The following is a 19,976-nucleotide window of genomic DNA, read 5'->3' on the forward strand; positions in this document are numbered from 1 at the left end:
CGAGCGGGGCGCTACTTTTCGTAAAGCTTCTCCACCAACGAGGAGAAGTCCTTAACCACCGCGGCCCGCTTCAGCTTGAGCGACGGCGTCAGGTGCCCGGACTCGACGCTGAGATCCGCAGTGATAAAGCCAAACTTACGGATGGATTCGGCCGAGGACACCAGAGTGTTCGCTTCGTCCACCGCAGACTGAACTGCTGCACGAACGCGCTCGTCCCCGGCGGCTTCACTGGGGGACATGGCGTCGCGCTTGTTCTCGGCGCACCAGTCTTCAAGCCCTTCAGGATCCAGGGCCACCAGTGCTGCGACGAACGGCTTGCCGTCGCCCACCACCACGGCCTGTCCCACAAGCGGGTGCTCCCGCAGTTTCTCTTCAAGGGGACCGGGTGCGACGTTCTTGCCCCCTGCGGTGACCAACAGGTCTTTCTTCCTGCCTGTGATGGTCAGGAACCCGTCCGGGTCAAGCTCGCCAAGGTCTCCTGTGCGGAAGAAGCCGTCGACGAAGGCCTCAGCGGTGGCGGCCTCATTGCGGTGGTAGCCCTTGAACACGCCGATCCCCTTGACCAGTACCTCGCCATCCGGGGCCACCCGGATGGTGGTGCCGGGCAGCGGTATGCCAACGGTCCCTATGCGGGACATGCTTGGCGTGTTCACGGTGCAGGGCGCAGTGGTTTCGGTCAGGCCATAGCCCTCAAGGACAGGGATCCCCGCACCGTGGAAGAAATGGTTTTCCCTGAGGCTGAGGGGGCTGGCCCCGGACACGGTGTAGCCGATGGCGCCGCCAAAGACCTCCCGCACCTTGGGGTAGAGGAGCTTGTTGAATGCCGAATGCTTGAGGTTCAGGAACCAACCCGGACCGGGCCCCTGCCCGCGGGCGGCGAGGTCTACCGCCGTCGAATATTCGACGGCGGCCGCGGACGCAGCGGCGAACAGCCCGGACTTGCCTGACATTGCCGCTTTGTGTCCGGCGCCGGCATAGACCTTTTCGAAGATGCGGGGAACTGCGAGCAGGAAGGTCGGTTTGAAGGCGCCCAGGTCCGCCATGAGGCCGCTGGCACCCGGGCTGTGCCCCAACGTGACGCCTGCGGTGAGGCAGACCACCTGGACTGCCCTTGCCAGGACATGTGCCAGCGGCAGGAACATCAACGTTCGCGCGCCGTGCTGCATCAACAGTTCGGGGAGGAACGGGATGACGTTCCTGGCAACGAGCACGAAGTTGCCATGCGTGATTTCGCAGCCCTTGGGTTTGCCGGTTGTGCCGGAGGTGTAGACGATCGAGGCTACATCGGACAAGTTGGCGGCGCTGCGCTGGCGCTCAAGTTCGGCATCCATAATGCCAATTCCGACGGCGGCAAGGCTGGTCAGGTTCGGGGCCTCACCGTCGTGCTCCATGCGGATGATCGTCACCGGGTCCTCACCCAAAGCTGTGGACTTCTCAACGAGGGTGTGAAGCAGGTCTGCTTTGGAGGTGTCTTCCACAAAGATGCGTCGGGCACCGGAATCTGCAAGGATCCACTCGATCTGGCTTGCCGAAGACGTTTCATAAATGGGTACAGTAACTCCGCCAGCCATCCAGATGGCGAAGTCCACCAAGGTCCATTCGAAACTTGAGCGGGAGAGCACAGCTACAGGATCGCCGGGGTTGACGCCCCCTGCAATGAGGCCCTTGGCCAGTGCCTGAACGTCCGCGAGGAAGCGTGCAGCAGGCACGTTGAGCCACCCATTGGCTGTCTTGTGGGCGTAAAGGTTGCCGAACGGGTCCTTGGCGCATCGTTCCAGGAGGAGGTCGGTCACGTTGGTATTCTCGTCGGCCTCGACCAGAAGCTCCGTGCTTGCCTCCCTCACGATCCTCCTCCTAGATCCACGATGGCATCCACATCCTCATCCGCCACTCCTGGTAGCTGATGACTTCGGCGGTCAGCACGGGGTAGAAAAACGCTGTTGCCAGCACGGCCAGCACCACAACCGAGCCCACTATGTAGAGTCCGTATCTCCGCCTCCAAGGAGGATCGGTGGTGCGGCCCAGCACCAACCCCAGGACATACGTCAGGGCCAGCACCAGGAACGGTTCAAAGGAAACTGCGTAGAAGATGAACATCGTGCGTTCGGGATACATGAACCACGGCAGGTATCCAGCCCCGACTCCAACGAGGATGGCCCCGGCGCGCCAATCCCGCCGGCCTGCCCACCAGAAGAGCAGGATCACCAGGGCAATGGTGCCGCCCCACCAGACAATGGGGTTGCCGACGGGCAGGATGGCCGAGGAACACGTCTCGGCAATGCAGCCGGCAGTGCCCTGCTTGGGCGATTGGTAATAGAACGAGGTGGGCCTGCCCATGACCAGCCAGGTCCAGGGGCTGGATTCGTACGGGTGGTCGGCACTGAGGCCCTGATGGAACTTGTATGCCTCAAGGTGGTAGTGCGCCAGGGAACGCACGGAATTGGGCAGCCAATCCCACCCGGGCGCCGGATTGGTGGCCGCCCACTGGCGGTAGTAGGCATCCTTGGAGAGGAACCAGCCGGTCCACGTGGCGACGTACGTGGCCGCCGCGATCGGGACAATGGTCAGGAAAGCCGGAAGTCCATCCTTGATGACCGCTGCACTGGGCCAGCTGCGGATCCCGGCAATGCGGCGGGCGCTCATGTCCCAGAAGACGGTCAACAAGCCAAACGCCGCGACGAAAAACAGCGCAGACCATTTGGTGCCCACAGCCAGTCCGAGGCAAATCCCGGCAACCAGGCGCCACCAACGCATCCCCAACCAGGGGCCGGCCAACAGTTGCTTGGCCGGGGGCCGGCCGTCGGATGAAGCAGCCGCACGGGCGGCCAGCCTGGAAGCAAGGCGACGCCGGCCGTCGTCGCGGTCCAAAAGCAAAGCACCAAAGGCGGCAAGGATCCAGAACGCAAGGAAGATGTCCAACAGGGACGTTCGCGACAACACCAGGTGGTGGCCATCAACCGCGAGCAGTAAGCCGGCCACTGCGCCAAGCGTGTGGGAACGGAAGAGCTTCAGCGTGATGAGCGAGAGCAGGAAGACCGTGAGAGTCCCGGTCAGGGCGGCACCAAAACGCCAGCCGAACGGATTGTCAGCCCCAAACAACCATATGCCGAAGGCAATCATCCATTTCCCCACCGGAGGATGAACCACGTACTCCGGGGTATTGAGCAGGATCTCTGGATTGCCTGCGTTGAAGGAATCGTTGGCGTTGGCTGGCCAGCTGCGTTCGTATCCGCTGACGAGGTACGAATACGCGTCTTTGACGTAATACGTTTCGTCGAAGACCAGGCTGTGGGGGACCTCAAGACGGAAGAAGCGCAGGATTCCGCCGATGGCGGCGGTAATGGCGGGAATCAACCAGAACCATAAACGCAGCGACGGCGGGTAGTCCCGCCAGCTTTGGATCCCGCCGATCAAACGTGATGTCAGGGCGTCCACCGAGAAGGCCGCAGCAGGTCTGGCGATCCAGCGGTGGCCTTCGAGCCCGCGTCCGGGAGGCAGCTTGCTGTTGCTGCCAGCGGGGTCGTCCTGCCTGGACGGAGGCCGCCATGGGGTAGTTCCCCTGGCCGCTGTTTCCTGGGCCGGCTCTCCGGAGCCGTTGCTTGCCGCCACGTCCGTGGCTCCGGAAGGTAATGCCGACACTGCGGGGGTTCCGGAATCGGTGGTGGGAACGGGGGACTGGCTCACCCGCCCATGCTACCGTTCCATCCTTGCTGCGGCGTTGAAGTGCGCTCTTGCTGCGGCGTTGAAGTGCGCGCGGCATTAGGCTTGGCAGGTGGACGAACAACACAGCACCCCGGACGAAGCCCCCTTTGATGATGCATCGGCGGTTGATGAACCGGACGCGGCCCAGGAACCCGAAGCCGGTGCCGACACGGGCGCAACCACGGCAAGCGGCAGGATTGTGCTTGCCGCCACTCCCATCGGCAACGTGGGCGATGCATCCTCCCGCTTGATCGAACTCCTGGCGACCTCGGACATCGTCGCAGCCGAGGACACCCGTCGCCTGCATCGTCTGGTCCAGGCCTTGGGCGTGGAGGTGTCCGGGCGCGTCATCAGCTATCACGAACACAACGAGGTAGCCAAGACCGGTGAACTGCTTGAGTATGTGCGGGCCGGCAAGACCATCCTGATGGTCAGCGACGCCGGGATGCCGGCGGTTTCAGACCCTGGATTCCGTTTAGTGGAGGGAGCCGTTGCCGCGGGCCTGACCGTCACTGCCGTGCCGGGACCTTCCGCCGTGCTGACGGCCCTTGCGCTTTCCGGACTGCCCACAGACCGGTTTTGCTTCGAAGGCTTCCTGCCACGGAAGTCGGGGGAGCGGAATTCCCGCCTGGCGGACTTGGCTGACGAGCGCCGCACCATGGTTTTCTTTGAGGCTCCGCACCGGCTTGAAGTGATGCTTCGGGCGCTGCACGAGCGCTTCGGACCGGAACGCCGGGTGGCTGTTTGCCGGGAATTGACCAAGACCTACGAGGAAGTCATCCGCGGAACACTGCGCGAACTCCTGGAGTGGGCAGAAAACAATGAAGTCCGCGGCGAAATTGCCGTGGTTGTGGGTGGCGCTCCCGAGCAGGCTCCCGGCAAGCCGGAAGACCATGTAGCTGCCGTGAACGAGCTCATCTCCCAGGGAATCCGGTTGAAGGAAGCCGTCGCCGCCGTGGCGGATGACGCCCGTATCAGCAAGCGGGAGCTGTATTCGGCGGTGCTTGCAGCACGCTGATCATCCCTGTGCAGGTGCACAATTTGGCGGGCGCATGGCAGTGCGTGAAGGCGTAGACACTGCTTCTTGCATGGCAGTACCGTGGCAGTAATTCAAGCCAATTCTGGCAAGGAACCCTAGTGGTGCAACCCTCCAATGCACCCAAGACGAAGGAGTCGCCATGACTGTAACGGTTGAACGCGAAAGCGAACTGCTGGCTTCCGTCCCCACCGGCCTGCTGATCAACGGTCAGTGGCGTCCGGCGGGATCCGGAAAGACTTTTGATGTTGAGGACCCGGCTACGGGCAAGGTCCTGCTCAGCATCTCCGACGCCGGTGCTGAAGACGGTGCCGCGGCCCTGGACGCCGCTGCTGCCGCCCAGGCTGACTGGGCACGCACGGCACCGCGCGAACGCGGTGAGATCCTGCGCCGTGCCTTCGAACTGGTCACCGAGCGCGCCGAAGACTTCGCGCTGCTGATGACCCTCGAAATGGGCAAGCCCCTGGCCGAAGCCCGCGGCGAGGTCACCTATGGCGCCGAATTCCTGCGCTGGTTCTCCGAGGAAGCCGTCCGTGTTTCGGGCCGCTATTCCGCAGCACCGGACGGCAAGAACCGCCTGCTCGTTCAGAAGAAGCCGGTTGGACCCTGCCTGCTCATCACGCCGTGGAACTTCCCGCTGGCCATGGCCACCCGCAAGGTAGCCCCGGCCGTCGCCGCTGGCTGCACCATGGTGCTCAAGCCCGCCAACCTCACCCCGCTGACAAGCCTGCTCTTCGCGCAGGTGATGCAGGAAGCCGGCCTTCCCGCAGGTGTCCTGAACGTCATCCAGACCTCCACGGCCGGTGCTGTCACCGGACCGCTGATCAAGGATGACCGCCTCCGCAAGATCTCCTTCACCGGCTCCACCCCGGTTGGCCAGGCACTGATCCGTGAAGCCGCGGACAAGGTCCTGCGCACGTCCATGGAACTTGGCGGCAACGCACCGTTCGTCGTCTTCGAGGATGCTGACCTGGACAAGGCCGTTGAAGGTGCCATCGCGGCCAAGATGCGCAACATGGGCGAGGCCTGCACCGCAGCAAACCGCTTCATCGTGCACGAGTCCATCGCCGACTCCTTCGCCGAGAAGTTCGCCGCGAAGATTGGTTCCCTCACCACAGCCCGCGGTACCGAGCCGGAGTCCAAGGTTGGTCCGCTGATCGACGGCAAGGCCCGCGACGGCGTGCACGCCCTCGTCACTGAAGCCGTAGCAGGAGGTGCAACAGCAGTCACCGGTGGTGCCGCCGTCGACGGTCCCGGCTACTTCTACCAGCCCACTGTGCTGAAGAACGTCGCCGCCGACTCCCGCATTCTCCAGGAAGAAATCTTCGGACCCGTGGCCCCAATCGTCACGTTCTCCACCGAAGACGACGCCATCCGCCTGGCCAACAACACCGAATACGGCCTGGTTGCCTACGTCTTCACCAAGGACCTCAACCGGGGCCTGCGGGTCAGCGAGAAGCTTGAGACCGGCATGCTCGGCCTCAACGCCGGTGTCATCTCCAACGCCGCTGCACCGTTCGGTGGCGTCAAGCAGTCCGGCCTGGGCCGCGAAGGCGGCTCCGAAGGCATCGAAGAGTACCTCTACACCCAGTACGTAGGTATCGCCGACCCGTACGCCGACTAGGTCCTGTACCCCGACTGAGTCCCGTACCCTGGCTGAGTCCCGTACCCCGACCAGTCCAGGGGTTCCGTCCACCGCTCTCGCAACAAGAACGGTAGAGACAAGCAGAGGGCCCGACCCCGGAGCCATAAGTTCCGGAGTCGGGCCCTTTGCTGTTCCCACGTGGGATCGCGGTCTTAGCGGCGTTGCGGGAGAAGTCCCCTGAGCGCGCGCCATGATCTGGCAATCCCTTGCCCCGTTCGTCGGAACAAGGACCCCACAGCGCGGGAGGGGGCACCGAGTGCGTGGAACCAGCGGCGCATGAGCGACGGCGGCAGCCAGTTGGCACGGAAGCGAACCAGCCAGTTGGCATTGTTCCGTAACGAGTCACGAACAACAGCGATCCTGGCAGCAGCCGGCGAGGCTGCCTCCATCGGGCGACCATAACGTTGCCGTTCGAAGTCCGTGGTGAGTGAAGCGACGGCGGCATGTGCGGCGTCGTCGAGACCCCCGGCCTCACCCAGAATGGAACTTGAACGGAGCCGGGACGAAAAGTGCCTTGGCGTTTCACTGGGAGTGGACGGTACACCATAGTCAGTGGCGAGGTCCCGCAACTCTGCCCATGCGAGGGCTGCAGAGTCGTGGTAAGCGTCAGGCGATCCACGATCCGCTGGTTCCTTGGGATTGAGCCGGCGGCGTCGCACGACTACCCTGCTCAGCCTCGGCGAGCCAAGGAAAGCAGCGAGCAACAGCACTGCCGCAATCGTGGCAATAACCGTTGGCAGCGGGTCACGTGGCGCAGAGCCGGCAGTTTGCGCGTCGCCTCCCGGCAGCGGAACGGTGGTGGGCGGAGGCGTCACGGCGGTGCCTGGAACGTCCTTCTCGTCAGCATTGGTGCTCAGGCTGCCCGGGACTGAGGACTCGGTGGCATATTCCGGAACAACCCCACGGGAAGGAGTCGGCTCAAAGGGCACCCATCCCAGTCCTTCGAAGTAGAGCTCGGGCCACGCGTGCGCGTCACGGGCATCTACCTCATACTCAGGGAACGATCCCTGGCCAACCAAAGCCACGGTCTCGCCCGTCAGCCGCCCGGGTGCGTATCCCACCGCAATGCGGCTGGGGATGCCCTCCACGCGGGCCATCACCGCCATGGCGGAGGAGAAGTGGACGCAATAGCCGCTCTTGACCGCCAGGAAGTCCGCCAGCACCGACAACCCGTTGCCGTCATACCCGTTTTGCACCGGCGCTTGAAGGGAATACGTGAATTCACTGGAACGCAGGTATTTCTGGATCGCCAGCGCCTTGGCGTAGTTGTTGCCTGCCGAAGACGTGACCTGCTCCGCCGTCTGGCGAACAATGCTTGGCAGGTTCCCTGGAACGCGGAGGAAGTCCTCCGAAATGGACTTTGGCTTACCTGTTGCCTGCGACAGGGCCTGCGCACTGATCTTGGGTGCCGCCGAGAAGACCACATAGCGTTGGGCCAGCGTGCTCGTCTCCGTACTCATGATGCTGAGGGTGGCCGGATCCCAGGTCCAACGGCCGTTCAGCCCGTTAACGGACACGGGGGCGAACGGCGCCGGTAAGTACGGGCTGGTGAACAAGCCCGCGTTGATGGACGTCACCGCATTCACGACTTCTCCCTGGATGGAGTAACCCGGCTCTATCCGGTCCACCCCGGCCCGCCGTGTGGCGGAGCGGTCATCAGGTGCCCAGGTTTCGCCGTCGAAGTGGTCAATGGTGACGGACCTCAGGTAGGTGGCTGCGCTGGAACTGGTGGAGTACGTGATGCGTCCTGCCCCCGTGGGACTGCGAAGGCTGTTACCCAGCGTGATCATCGGATTGAGGCCGTTCGAGGTACCCCAGGGGCTCAACCGCGAGCCTTGCGGAAAGGTGCCTGTTTCAAACCCTGGAATGGCCAGCGGAACAACCAATGCCAAACCCAGTGCCAGCACCCCCGTCACCAGGGAGCGCCTGATCTGGCCGGAACTTCGTGGTGCTCCGGACTGCAGCCTGGCGTCAGGGGCGAACCAATGGCTGCAACCAAGAATGAGCAGATATCCCACCGTGGCCCCAACGAATCCAGCGACACCTACGCTTTGCGGCTTGATGGTTGCAGGAACCACCATGACCGCAAGGAGTCCGATTCCACTGGCCGCCGGCATCGATAGCGGGACGGCCAAAGCATCGATCAGGATCACCAGAAGTCCCAGGCACGCACACGTGACGAAGACAATCCCCGCGTTGGGGGCCACCGGAGCGCTCTCGGACACAACCGTCTCGGCGGCCCGCTTGATGAGCCGGCCTACCGCGGCAAACGTGCCGGTGGTAGGGATGAAGCCCAGGAAGCTGTCCTGCCGGCAGAACGTGAAACTGAGTATGCCGGCCAATGCTGCCAAGGCACCCAGCGTGGTAACCAAGGGCTGGATCCGGAGGGTCCGCAGGATGGCCAGTGTCAGGGCCACCACTACAACGGTGGTGATCAGCGGCATGAACCAGGCCCAGCCCCTGAACACTCCATTCAGGGATATGGCCGCACCAAGAACGGCCACGGCAACGGAACCAGCCATGATCCACGGGTAGAGGCCGGGAGCCTGCGGCCGTTGTTGAGGTGAAGCGGGGGCGGGCCCGTCTCCGCTGGCACCCTGATGGGGAACGCCCCGCTGGAATGTTGCAGGGGACCCACGATGGGACGTTGCGGTCATCGCGGCACCGCCGCTCCGCGCCGTACGTCCATTGCCGCGCTCGCAGCAACCAGCAGGCCGCCTTCGTCGAAGCCGGACCAGGCCGCTGTCAGTGGTGTCTTCGAGGTGACGGAGACAGCCTTCCAGCCGCCCTGCCTCAAGGTTTCCAGGACATCATCCTTGTTTCGGAAGTCCGGGTTCCGGGAGTCATGGTTGCGGGACTCGTTGCTGCTTTGAGGGTCCGTGACTACTATCGCGAAGGCGTTGGCACCGTAGCCGGCCGCCGGAGCAAGGGCTTTGGCCTCGGCAAGGGTCAGATTGCCAAGCAAGGCAAGAAGCGGCCCGCGCAAACGATGCGCAGCGAGCTTGTCCATGAGGCGGTCGTCGAAGACCGAATCAACGCTTTCCTGGCCCGGCACCTCCAAGGCCCCACTGCGGTTAGGCACGGAACCGGTGGTTTCGGGGGAGCGCCGGGCATGCCCCGGACTAGTTTCTCCGGCCCTGTGATGTTCAGCCCTGTGGTGGTCAACCCAGTGGTGCTTCGGTCCGCTCAACTCAATGGCGGCCAAACCTTCGGCAATGGCATGAAGGCCGGCAACGCCACTGAACTCTTCCACGCCCGGATCCGGTGCCGACGGCGAGCGAATGAAGGCCGGGCTACCGAAGGCGTCCAGGACGCGCAGCGAGTAGTTCCGTTCGGCCAAGTGCGCGCTGATGGACATTGCCGCTGTCACAACCCACTCAAAATTCGGGCTGGTCACCAGGTCCGAGTCGTCGTCGTGCGAGCTGAAAACCGAGGCGCTGCCGGAGGCGAAGGCCGCGAATCGTTGGTCAAGGATGATGGTGGCTTCCGGAGTGGTGACCGATTCCTCCTGGCGGACCATAAGCTGTCCGTGCCGCGCCGTGGCGGGCCAGTGGACGCGCCGCATCGGATCGCCGTGCCGGTATTCGCGCGTCATGATGTCGTCGTCGCTGGGGTTCGCCCTGATCCGGGTGGCCGTTACGCCATCGTTCCCACGCGCCCCGGCGAGTCCCGTTACGGGAAGTTCGACGGCGGCCGGCGTCACGGTGAGGAGGTCGCCGTCGTCGATGGCATGACGCCGCAACGACAAGCCGAACGGGTCGCTGAACTCGGCAGTAACAGGACCTATGCGGAACTGTCCCCGCTTGCCGGATCGCAGATGGTATTCGTAGCGGCTGGTGCCACCTGTTGCAGACCGGGCCGGGAAGCGGAAAGCCGGCGGATCACCGAACCGTGGAGGCAGTTGCTCCTCCATGATCACGTGGCCGGTGGAAAACGTGGATCGGGCGACCGCCAGGCGAACGGTGGTGGCGGTGGACGTCTCCACGGTGGAGGGATTGAATTCCCGGTACACCTGGAACTTGGGTTTCCAGACCCGGACACCAGCCAGGGCAACCAACGGAAGGATCAACAAAAAGACGGCCAGAGTCAGCAGATCACGTCTGCCCATAATGTAGGCGCAGACCAACGAGGCCACCCCGGCGGCGAGCAATCCCCATCCGCGGCTGGTGAACAAATGCTTTGGGAGCCTATCCACGAGTGCCATGCCCGCTGTCTCCTATGCGCTTTGTTTGTCCCTGCGCCACGCGCCAGGCGGTTCCTGGGCAACCGGGAGGGAAGCGAGGATGCCCCGCAGGACTGTTTGGGGCGTGTCGCCGGAACTCGCAGCCTTGCGGTCCAGGATGATGCGGTGCGCGAGTACTGATTCGGCCACGTCCACGACATCGTCGGGAAGGACAAAATCGCGTCCATCCAAAGCTGCCGTAGCCTTCGCGGCGCGCAGCAACTGCAGCAAGGACCGCGGGCTGGCACCGAGTCGAAGGCGGGCACTTTCACGCGTGGCACGGCCAATGGCAACGGTGTATTCCTTGATGGCCGTGGACACGTAGACCTGCTGGACGGCTGCAATCATGGCTGCCACATCGGCTGCCGTGACCACTGGGGTTACCCTGATCAGGGGAGAGGCCGCCTGATGCGTTTCCAACATCTCGATCTCGGCATCCCGATCCGGATAGCCCATGGAAATCCTGGCCATGAAGCGGTCGCGCTGGGCTTCGGGCAGCGGATAAGTGCCCTCCATTTCGATGGGATTCTGCGTTGCCACCACCATGAACGGCAATCCCAGCTGGTACGAATGCCCGTCCACCGTCACCTGGTGTTCTTCCATGCACTCCAGGAGCGCGGACTGGGTCTTGGCCGAGGCGCGGTTGATTTCGTCGCCGATCACGATGTTCGCGAACACCGCACCGGGCCGGAACTCGAACTGCCGCGAAGACTGGTTGTAGATGGACACGCCCGTCACGTCCGATGGCAACAGATCCGGAGTGAACTGGATACGGGACACCGTGCAGTCCACGGTTCGGGCCAATGTCTTCGCCAACAGGGTCTTGCCAACGCCGGGCACATCCTCCAGCAGGAGGTGGCCTTGGGCCAGGAGAACTGTCAGGGCCAGCTTCGCAGCGTCCGCCTTGCCGTCGATGACCTTGCCGATGGATGCCAGGATGCGCTCGCTGGCATCGTGGAAACGTTCAGCATCCATAACCTGCGGCTTGTGTCCATTGAGCAAGGCGGCATCCCGGGGCAGCGCGCTGTACGCCTCGCCCTGGAGTGGGGAAGGCTCAACGGTGACTTGTCGCTTGGACTCCATGGATTGCCCTTCAGCCGTGGCCAACGCCGGTGTCGGCCGTCTGTCCGTTCCAGACTACCCAGACTTTGGCCGTCCCTGACATAGTGCTCCGCGAATTTATGTGCCAACTGGAATTTGTCCCGCAGCACGGGGGACCGCGGTCCGATTAAGGTGGGAACATGTGCAATTCCCTCGCCCCCGCTCCCTACCGCGCGTCCTCCGGTGCAACAGAAGCCTCGGATTCCCGCAAAGAGTACCCTCCGGCCCCGGAACCGCTTCCCGTCCCGGTGATGGACAACCACACCCACTTGGACTTCCGGCACGGTTTGATCGAAGTCGGCGTTGCGGACGCCATGGATGCCGCCGAAGCTGTTGGTGTCCAAGGGGCGATCCAGGTTGGCTGCGACCTGGAATCGTCGCGCTTCACGGTACAAGCTGTCCAGGCCGATGCCCGCTTGCTGGGAGCGGTTGCCATCCACCCCAACGACGCACCCATCTACGCGGGGCGGGGTGAACTGGAATCGGCGCTGGCAGAGATCGAGGAACTGGCTGCCCACCCGCGGATCCGTGCCATCGGCGAAACAGGGTTGGACTTCTTCCGAACCCACGGTGAAGGGCTGGCCCATCAGCGGTACTCCTTCCGGAGGCACATCGACATCGCCAAGCGGCTAGGCCTCACTCTGCAGATCCACGACCGCGACGCCCACGATGACGTAGTGCAGGTATTGAAGGAGGAAGGGGCCCCGGAGCGGGTAGTTTTCCACTGCTTCTCCGGTGATGAGGAGCTGGCACGCATTTGCAATGAGAACGGCTGGTACATGTCCTTTGCGGGCACCATGACGTTCAAGAATGCCGGCAACCTGAGGGCAGCGTTGTCCATTGCGGAGCCCAGCCGGATCCTGGTGGAAACAGATTCGCCATTCCTCACGCCACACCCGTACCGTGGGCGGCCAAATGCGAGCTACATGGTGCCGTACACAGTTCGCTCGATGGCGGAAGTGACAGAAGATGACCTTTCGGAACTTTGCGCCAGGCTGGCTGAAAATACGGTAAATGCCTACGGATCGTGGGGCTGATCGGGGGCATTCGAACCTCTCTGGCACCGCCGGCGATGAATACCCGGTATGTAGAATTCTTGGTCCGTTTATAACAGATCGGTTACTGTGTACAACAAGTAGCCGGGGTCGGGGAAGGCCTTCGGAAAACTGGTCCGGATTCGTCCGGGCTCTTTAGTTGAATGTATTTGGCGGCGCAGATGCCGGCAGCAGAGGGTGGGACCAGGCTTTTTTTGCCTGGCCCCTCAGTTTTGCGGCTGGCATTATTTTTTGCGCTTTTCCCCGTGCCCGGATGGTCTGAGAGTTATGGGCAATCGTGATCAAGTTCTTCACAACGGATGGCAAGTTCAGCTTTCTCAAAGTCGGTGCCCAGTTGCTGGTTGTTGCAGCGCTGGTGGTCGGTGTAGTCGCCTTCGTCGGCAACAACAAGACAATCACCCTGAACGTAGACGGCAAGGTAAGCTCCATCCAGACCTTCGGCGGCACCGTTGACCAAGTGGTCAAGGCAGCCAAGGTCGAGCTGAAGGACGCAGACCGCGTTTCACCGGATCTTGATACCCAAGTGGAAAACGGCTCGGTGGTCAACATCAATCTCGCCAAAGCCGTCTCCATCGAATTGGACGGCGCCCGCAAGACCGTCAACACCAACGCACCGGACGTCGCCGGCCTCGTGAGTGAACTGGGAGTCGCGAGCTCCTCCGAAATCTCCCAGCCGAAGGACGCCTCGCTGGCTGTCACAGGCTCCTTCGTTTCCATCTCCACACCCAAGACGATCAGCCTGGTAGCTGACGGCAAGGACACCAGCACCACCACGACGGCGCCCGACGTCGCCAGCGTCCTGAAGGACGCCGGAGTCACCCTGAGCGCCAGCGATCGCGTCTCCCAGCCCGGAAATGCGCCGGTCATCCAGGACATGGTGATTAAGGTCTCCCGCGTGGACACCAGCAAGACCGCCGAAGCTACTGAGGAAGTACCGTTCGACAGCGTCAGCACCGATAGTGCCGAGCTCTACAAAGGCGACGAGAAAGTGACCCAAAAGGGCGTCGCAGGTTCCGTCGTGAAGACCTTCAAGCTGGTCTTGGTGGATGGCCGTGAAGCTTCCCGCACCCTTGTATCCAGCAATGTAACCACCCAGCCCGTCACTGAAAAGATCATGGTCGGAACGAAGGCCCGCCCCGTCGCTGCCAAGGCTGCCACTTCCAGTGGTCCCACCGGCGCCCCGAACGAAGCTATGTGGGACAGGATCGCCCAGTGTGAGTCCGGCGGAAACTGGTCCATCAACACCGGCAACGGCTATTACGGCGGGCTGCAGTTCTCCAGCCCCACCTGGTTGGCCAATGGCGGCGGCGCCTACGCCCCCACTGCAAACCTTGCCACCAAAGCACAGCAGATCGATATCGCCAACCGCCTCTACGCCAGGAACGGCCTCAGCGACTGGGGCTGCGCACACGCAGCGTGACCCCGCACAGGCGATACGATACCTAGGTGACTGAACCGAATTCCGAACCCGCCGCCGTCGTGCCTTTGATGGGCGCCACCGACATCCGACGGTTAGCCGAGGAAATCGGTGTCCGCCCCACCAAGACGTTGGGCCAGAACTTTGTCATTGACGGTAATACGATCCGCAGGATTGTATCAGCCGCCAACATCGACGCCGGCGAAACCGTGCTTGAGGTGGGCCCGGGCCTTGGCTCCCTGACGCTTGGGCTGCTGGATGCGGCCAAGACTGTTGTGGCCGTTGAGATTGATCCCGTGCTCGCCGGGAAGCTCCCCGAGACCGTTCGTGCATGGCGGCCCGAGGCTGAAGACAACTTCCACCTGGTCCTTTCGGACGCCATGAGGGTCACGGAACTGCCCGTGCAACCGACAGCACTGGTGGCCAACCTCCCGTATAACGTGGCCGTCCCCGTGGTGCTTCACCTGCTGCAACACTTCCCGAGCCTGCAGCACGGCCTGGTCATGGTCCAGGACGAGGTCGCGGACCGCCTGGCAGCAACTCCAGGCAGCAAGATCTACGGTGTGCCCTCGGTCAAAGCTGCCTGGTACGGGCACATGCGCAAGGCCGGCGTGATCGGCATGAACGTGTTTTGGCCAGCTCCGAAAATCCACTCCGGACTCGTTGCCTTTACGCGCCATGACCCACCCGCCACGCACGCCACCCGGGAACAGGTGTTTGCTGTCATCGACGCCGCTTTTGCCCAGCGTAGAAAGACCCTCCGCGCGGCGTTGGCCGGATGGGCAGGCAGTGCCGCAGAGGCCGAACGGTGCCTGGTCGCCGCAGGCGTTGATCCCACAGCCCGGGGCGAGGTCCTGGACATCTCTGCCTACGTCCGGATCGCCGAAGCCCGCCACCCAGCGGACGCATGAGTCCGAACACCCGCAAACCCAGCAGCCTGCCATACGTAGGCGATCGCTTCCATGCCAGGACGGTCCGGGTCAAAGCGCCGGGGAAGATCAACGTCTCGCTAAGTGTTGGTCCGCTGCGCCCCGACGGCTACCACTCCGTGGCAAGCGTCTACCTGGCCGTTTCCCTGTACGAGGAAGTGGCGGCCACCAGCACCGAGGCTGAAGGGATTACCGTCAGCATCAGCCCCAACAGCACCCTGGACCTGGACGGCGTCGATATTCCCCTGGACGAACGCAACCTGGCCTACAAGGCGGCAGCCATCATGGCTGAGCTATCCGAGAAACCAACCGGCGTCCACCTTGAAATCACCAAGCGTGTGCCTGTCGCCGGAGGTATGGGAGGGGGCTCCGCCGACGCCGCCGCTACCTTGCTCGCATGCGATGCCCTGTGGAACAGCGGCCTTTCCCGCGAGGAACTCGCACACCTGGCAGCCGAGTTGGGCGCAGACGTTCCGTTCTCGCTGCTGGGCGGGACCGCCGTCGGACTCGGTGTCGGCGACAAATTGTCGCCCGCACTGGCAAAGGCACAAATGGACTGGGTGCTGGTATTTGCCGACTACGGGCTCTCCACACCTGACGTGTTCCACACCCTGGACGGACTCCGCGACTCCGAAGGCGTGGAAATTCCGGAGCCCGTTGACGTTGACCCCACCATCCTCCAGGCCCTGCGGCACGGCGATCCCGAGGCGCTCAGCCGGGTGCTGATCAACGATCTCCAGCGGGCATCCATTGCGCTTGCCCCACAGTTGAGGGACACCATCGGGCTAGGCGAAGCCCGGGGCGCATTGGCAGGCATGGTGTCAGGCTCCGGGCCCACCATCGCACTGCTTGCCAGGGACTCGGTGTCCGCCAGCGTCCTCGCTGAAGAGCTGACCCATCGAGGCCACACTGCGGTTGCCGTCCACGGACCCGTGCCCGGCGCCCGGATCATCTCCGATACCCTCCTTTAGTAGCTCCCGCATTCCAGCAGTAGAAAGTAGTACCCATTGGCCCACCTGCTCGGCGGCGAAAACCTCACCGTTTCGTTCGCGACCCGCACTGTCCTCGACGGCGTCACCCTCGGCTTGGAGGATGGCGACCGCATCGGCATGGTCGGCCGCAACGGTGACGGAAAATCAACCCTCATGCGTTTGCTCGCCCTACGCTCCACGCCCGACTCCGGCCGCGTCACCAAACGTGGTGACGTCAACGTCGGCTACCTCGACCAAGGCGACGTGCTCGACGGCGACCTGACAGTCGGCGCAGCGATCGTCGGCGACCGCGCAGACCACGAATGGGCCGCCAACCCCAAGATCCGCGAAGTCATGGGCGGCCTGGTTGGTGACGTCGACTGGCACGCCAACGTGCACGCACTCTCCGGTGGGCAAAAGCGTCGTGTCGCGCTGGCCAAGCTCCTCATCGAAGACCACGACGTCATCATGCTGGACGAACCCACCAACCACCTCGACGTCGAAGGCGTGGCCTGGCTGGCCAAGCACCTCAAGACTCGCTGGCGCGCCAACCAAGGCGCATTCCTGGTGGTCACCCACGACCGCTGGTTCCTTGATGAAGTCTGCAACTACACCTGGGAAGTCCATGACGCGATGGTGGACATGTTCGACGGCGGATACGCTGCCTACGTTTTGGCTCGCGCCGAGCGGGACCGGATGGCCGCCGTCGTCGAAGGTAAACGCCAGCAGCTCGTCAAAAAGGAGCTGGCATGGCTCCGGCGTGGTGCGCCGGCACGAACTGCCAAGCCGAAGTTCCGGATCGAAGCTGCCAACGACCTCATTGCCGACGTGCCGGATCCCCGCGACTCCGTAGCCCTCAGCAAGATGGCCACCGCGCGGCTGGGCAAAGACGTGCTGGACCTCGAGAACGTGACCCTCGATTTTGTTGACGGAGCGGACGGGCAGAAACTCTTCGACAACATCACCCTGCGGCTCGCACCTGGCGAACGGCTGGGCTTGGTGGGCGTCAACGGGGCCGGCAAGTCCACGCTGCTCAAGCTCCTCAACGGCGAAATCCAGCCCACCTCCGGCAAGGTCAAGCGCGGCAAGACGGTGGTGACGGCTGTCCTCACCCAGGACGTGAAGGAGCTCGACGACGTCTCGGACCTTCGCGTCATTGAAGTCATTGAGCGGGAAAAGCGGTCCTTTAGCGTAGGCGGTAAGGAATTCACCGCCGGCCAGCTCGTAGAGCAGCTCGGATTCACCAAGGAAAAGCAGTGGACACCCGTCAGGGACCTCTCCGGTGGTGAGCGCCGCCGGCTCCAACTCCTGCGCCTGCTGGTAGGGGAGCCCAATGTACTGATGCTCGACGAGCCCACCAACGACCTCGATACCGACACCCTGGCCGCCGTCGAAGATGTCCTGGACGGTTGGCCCGGAACGCTGGTTGTCGTGAGCCACGACAGGTACCTGCTTGAGCGCGTCACGGACAACCAGATGGCACTCCTTGGCGATGGCAAACTCCGTGGCTTGCCCGGCGGTGTGGACCAATACCTGGAACTGCGTGAAGCGGCACTTGCTTCCGGCGCTGTTGGCGGCGGATCCGGTGCGCCGACTTCTGCGGGTGGCGGTACGTCGTCGAGTGCCGCTCCGTCCGGTGCCAGCGAAGCCGAAAAGCGTGAAGCCCGCAAGGACCTCAACAGGATCGACCGCCAGCTCGGCAAGATAGCCCAGCAGGAGGAAAAGCTTCACACCCAAATGGCCGCGAAGTCCGACTCCGGGGACTTCGACGCACTGGGCGAACTCAATGCCAAGTTGCAGGAACTCCTTGAGGAGAAAGAAGGCCTGGAGCTCGAGTGGCTCGAGGCCGCCGAAATCCTCGGCGAATAGGGCGCGGCCAGCGGTGTTGCCGTCGCGAGTGGCGGCTGGCGGCGCAGCGGCTGGCGAGTGGCGGCTGGCGGCTGGCGGCGCAGCGGCTGGCGAGTGGCAGCCGGCGGCGCAGCGGCGCGCATCCTCCGCGTGCTGGCTCGTTCCTCGCCTTTGACGCACGCTTCCGGATGCCCGCCGCTGCTGCAACGCTCTCTCACATCCAGCGGGTATCTGCGGGATGTTCTCTCAGGTCCAGCGGGCTTTTGCGGGACGTTCTCTCAGGTCCAGCGGGCTTTTGCGGGACGTTCTCTCAGGTCCAGCGGGCTTTTGCGGGACGTTCTCTCACGTTCAGCGGGTATTTGCGGATCGTTCTCTCAGGTCCAGAAGCGTTTTAGCCGTTGCTCTATCACTTCCGCAGGGCTTGCCCTCGCCCGGGCGGGAGTGTCTGGACAACGGTGGATCCGGGGTTGGCGTTGATTTTTTCCTTCGATGTTGAAGGAAACCCGGGCCGCTTGGTCGCTCGGGATGTGAAAGCACGTTGTGGCGGGCATCCGGCAGCCTCTTTTTAGTGTCCGCAGAAGTTTCGGTCAGGGGCTGATTTAAGGACCCGGATCGTTCGGATGTGAGAGCGCATCGCCCGGAAGGCGTTCGGATGTGAGCGCGCATCGCCCGGAAGGCGGTAGGGATGTGAGAGCGCATCGTCCGACAGGCGTTGGGATGTGAGCGCGCATCGCCCGAGAGGCGTTGGGATGTGAGCGCGCATCGCCTGGAAGGCGTTGGGATGTGAGAGCGCATCGCCTGGAAGGCGTTGGGATGTGAGCGCGCATCGCCTGGAAGGCGTTGGGATGTGAGAGCGGAACGCCCGAGAGGCGTTGGGATGTGAGCGCGTATCGCCTGGAAGCGGTGGGGATGTGAGCGCGCATCGCCTGGAAGCGGTGGGGATGTGAGAGCGCATCGCCCGGAAGCAGTGGGGATGTGAGCGCGCATCGCCCGGAAGGCGCCCGGAAGTGAGAGAAGATCAGGGGTCGGATCGGAGCCCCGGCTCCTTTTGCAGCCCGGTCAGTCCGTTCCAGGCCAGGTTCACCAGGTGGGCGGCTACCGCGCGTTTGTCCGGCTCACGACTGTCCAGCCACCATTGGCCTGTCATCGCGACCATTCCGACGAGCATCTGGGCGTACATGGCGCCATCTGCGGCGCTGAATCCGCGGCGGGCGAATTCGTCGGAGAGCAGGTGTTCCACACGCGCTGTGACGTGGGAGAGCAAGGTTGAGAAGGCGCCCTCGGGCTGGGACGGTGGTGCGTCGCGCATGAGGATCCGGAAGCCGTCTGTGCGCTCCTCGATGTAGCCGAGGAGTGCCAGCGCAGCGCGCTCCACCAGGACGCGGGGTTTGGCATCGGTGCTCAATGCCTCGGTGATGGAGTCCAGGAGTATCCGGAATTCGGTCTCGACAACCTGCCGGTAGAGGCCTTCCTTGGACCCAAAATGCTCGTAGATCACCGGCTTGGAGACGCCCGCGCTGGCGGCAATTTCTTCAATGGTCGTGCCGTCCAGGCCTTTGGCTGCGAAGAGCGACCGGCCAATGCCGATGAGCTGGGAGCGGCGCTGTTGTCCGGTCATCCTTGACCGTATCGGGCGGTCTCCCAGAGGCTCGACGGCGGCTGCGGGCCGGGAAAGTTCAGTGCGCTTGCTCACGTGTCCATCATGCCCTAACCCGCCGCGCGGCTGATCGGGGCGGGCCGTAACAGGGCATCCGGAGACCCGTCAGAGTGGGTCAAGTCGCGAACCATGCAAAGGTCATGGCAAACTAGATTCTTGTGTGTGCATCCCGGTGATCCGGGATACCGTCAGGCCCTGCCGCCTGGGGGTACAAGCATGCACGGTCCGCTCTGGTGTAATGGCAGCACCCCGGCCTTTGGAGCCGTGGAGTATAGGTTCGAATCCTATGGGCGGAACGGTCGGAAAATGCGCTCCACTCTGTACCTGGAACAGCTCGAACGGTGCCTGGGTCCACAGTTGGAATGGCAGCATTCCGAAGCCGGGTTACCCGGG

Annotated in this window: 13 protein-coding genes and 1 tRNA gene; 8 read left to right on the forward strand and 6 right to left on the reverse strand. The window is 63.4% G+C overall.

What is annotated here, in order from left to right; genetic code table 11:
• Nucleotides 1-11 precede the first annotated feature (11 nt).
• Both J2Y41_RS07070 and J2Y41_RS07075 read right to left on the reverse strand, forming a co-directional pair.
• Entirely contained in the window at nucleotides 12-1,844 is a 1,833-nt protein-coding gene (locus tag J2Y41_RS07070) for an AMP-dependent synthetase/ligase (RefSeq protein ID WP_309927510.1), read from the reverse strand.
• Between the two features lie 10 nt (nucleotides 1,845-1,854).
• Nucleotides 1,855-3,498, reverse strand: coding sequence for a dolichyl-phosphate-mannose--protein mannosyltransferase (locus tag J2Y41_RS07075; RefSeq protein ID WP_396133499.1), 1,644 nt, complete (start codon nucleotides 3,496-3,498; stop codon nucleotides 1,855-1,857).
• A 274-nt stretch (nucleotides 3,499-3,772) separates the two neighbouring features.
• On the opposite strand from J2Y41_RS07075, the gene rsmI reads away from it, so the two are divergent.
• Nucleotides 3,773-4,720, forward strand: coding sequence for a 16S rRNA (cytidine(1402)-2'-O)-methyltransferase (gene rsmI, locus J2Y41_RS07080; RefSeq protein ID WP_396133483.1), 948 nt, complete (start codon nucleotides 3,773-3,775; stop codon nucleotides 4,718-4,720).
• A gap of 160 nt (nucleotides 4,721-4,880) precedes the next feature.
• Nucleotides 4,881-6,362, forward strand: coding sequence for an NAD-dependent succinate-semialdehyde dehydrogenase (locus tag J2Y41_RS07085; protein ID WP_223936356.1), 1,482 nt, complete (start codon nucleotides 4,881-4,883; stop codon nucleotides 6,360-6,362).
• A 173-nt stretch (nucleotides 6,363-6,535) separates the two neighbouring features.
• On the opposite strand, the gene J2Y41_RS07090 is transcribed toward J2Y41_RS07085, so the two are convergent.
• From J2Y41_RS07090 to J2Y41_RS07100, 3 genes are read right to left on the reverse strand one after another with little or no spacing between them, the layout of a single operon-like run.
• Nucleotides 6,536-9,040 carry a DUF3488 and DUF4129 domain-containing transglutaminase family protein gene (locus J2Y41_RS07090; RefSeq protein ID WP_396133484.1) on the reverse strand — a complete coding sequence of 835 codons (2,505 nt, stop codon included), beginning with the start codon at nucleotides 9,038-9,040 and terminating at the stop codon, nucleotides 6,536-6,538.
• A complete protein-coding gene (locus J2Y41_RS07095) occupies nucleotides 9,037-10,587 on the reverse strand; it encodes a DUF58 domain-containing protein (RefSeq protein WP_309927517.1) in 1,551 nt (516 codons plus the stop codon). The genes J2Y41_RS07090 and J2Y41_RS07095 overlap by 4 nt, the downstream gene beginning before the upstream one ends.
• Nucleotides 10,588-10,599: 12 nt before the next feature.
• The gene (locus tag J2Y41_RS07100; RefSeq protein ID WP_309927519.1) at nucleotides 10,600-11,688 is read right to left on the reverse strand and encodes a MoxR family ATPase; all 1,089 of its coding nucleotides are present in this window, start codon (nucleotides 11,686-11,688) and stop codon (nucleotides 10,600-10,602) included.
• A 158-nt stretch (nucleotides 11,689-11,846) separates the two neighbouring features.
• Between J2Y41_RS07100 and J2Y41_RS07105 the strand changes: the two genes are divergently transcribed.
• From J2Y41_RS07105 to J2Y41_RS07125, 5 genes are all read left to right on the forward strand, one after another.
• Nucleotides 11,847-12,743, forward strand: a complete 897-nt coding sequence (locus J2Y41_RS07105) for a TatD family hydrolase (RefSeq protein WP_224166847.1) — start codon at nucleotides 11,847-11,849, stop codon at nucleotides 12,741-12,743.
• 295 nt (nucleotides 12,744-13,038) lie between these two features.
• Nucleotides 13,039-14,181: a transglycosylase family protein gene (locus J2Y41_RS07110; protein WP_309927522.1), complete on the forward strand. Its 1,143-nt coding sequence runs from the start codon at nucleotides 13,039-13,041 to the stop codon at nucleotides 14,179-14,181.
• A gap of 26 nt (nucleotides 14,182-14,207) precedes the next feature.
• Nucleotides 14,208-15,089, forward strand: a complete 882-nt coding sequence (rsmA, locus tag J2Y41_RS07115) for a 16S rRNA (adenine(1518)-N(6)/adenine(1519)-N(6))-dimethyltransferase RsmA (protein ID WP_309927524.1) — start codon at nucleotides 14,208-14,210, stop codon at nucleotides 15,087-15,089.
• Nucleotides 15,086-16,078, forward strand: a complete 993-nt coding sequence (locus J2Y41_RS07120; RefSeq protein WP_224091703.1) for a 4-(cytidine 5'-diphospho)-2-C-methyl-D-erythritol kinase — start codon at nucleotides 15,086-15,088, stop codon at nucleotides 16,076-16,078. Before rsmA ends, J2Y41_RS07120 begins: the two co-directional genes overlap by 4 nt.
• 36 nt (nucleotides 16,079-16,114) lie before the next feature.
• Nucleotides 16,115-17,947, forward strand: a complete 1,833-nt coding sequence (locus tag J2Y41_RS07125; RefSeq protein ID WP_224166850.1) for an ABC-F family ATP-binding cassette domain-containing protein — start codon at nucleotides 16,115-16,117, stop codon at nucleotides 17,945-17,947.
• 997 nt (nucleotides 17,948-18,944) lie between these two features.
• Here the strand turns inward: J2Y41_RS07125 and J2Y41_RS07130 are convergent.
• On the reverse strand, nucleotides 18,945-19,544 hold the full coding sequence (locus tag J2Y41_RS07130) for a TetR/AcrR family transcriptional regulator (protein ID WP_224167487.1): 600 nt from the start codon (nucleotides 19,542-19,544) through the stop codon (nucleotides 18,945-18,947).
• A gap of 263 nt (nucleotides 19,545-19,807) precedes the next feature.
• On the opposite strand from J2Y41_RS07130, the gene J2Y41_RS07135 reads away from it, so the two are divergent.
• Nucleotides 19,808-19,879 (forward strand) — tRNA-Gln (locus J2Y41_RS07135).
• Nucleotides 19,880-19,976: the final 97 nt, after the last annotated feature.

It is taken from the genome of Arthrobacter sp. 1088 (assembly GCF_031455315.1).
In the GTDB taxonomy this organism is placed as follows: domain Bacteria; phylum Actinomycetota; class Actinomycetes; order Actinomycetales; family Micrococcaceae; genus Arthrobacter.

Coding starts and splice junctions, on each gene's coding strand:
- J2Y41_RS07085 (WP_223936356.1), top strand. CDS start 4,881: ATGACTGTAACGGTTGAACGCGAAAGCGAACTGCTGGCTTCCGTCCCC.
- J2Y41_RS07090 (WP_396133484.1), bottom strand. CDS start 9,040: ATGACCGCAACGTCCCATCGTGGGTCCCCTGCAACATTCCAGCGGGGC.
- J2Y41_RS07095 (WP_309927517.1), bottom strand. CDS start 10,587: ATGGCACTCGTGGATAGGCTCCCAAAGCATTTGTTCACCAGCCGCGGA.
- J2Y41_RS07100 (WP_309927519.1), bottom strand. CDS start 11,688: ATGGAGTCCAAGCGACAAGTCACCGTTGAGCCTTCCCCACTCCAGGGC.
- J2Y41_RS07105 (WP_224166847.1), top strand. CDS start 11,847: ATGTGCAATTCCCTCGCCCCCGCTCCCTACCGCGCGTCCTCCGGTGCA.
- J2Y41_RS07120 (WP_224091703.1), top strand. CDS start 15,086: ATGAGTCCGAACACCCGCAAACCCAGCAGCCTGCCATACGTAGGCGAT.
- J2Y41_RS07130 (WP_224167487.1), bottom strand. CDS start 19,544: ATGACCGGACAACAGCGCCGCTCCCAGCTCATCGGCATTGGCCGGTCG.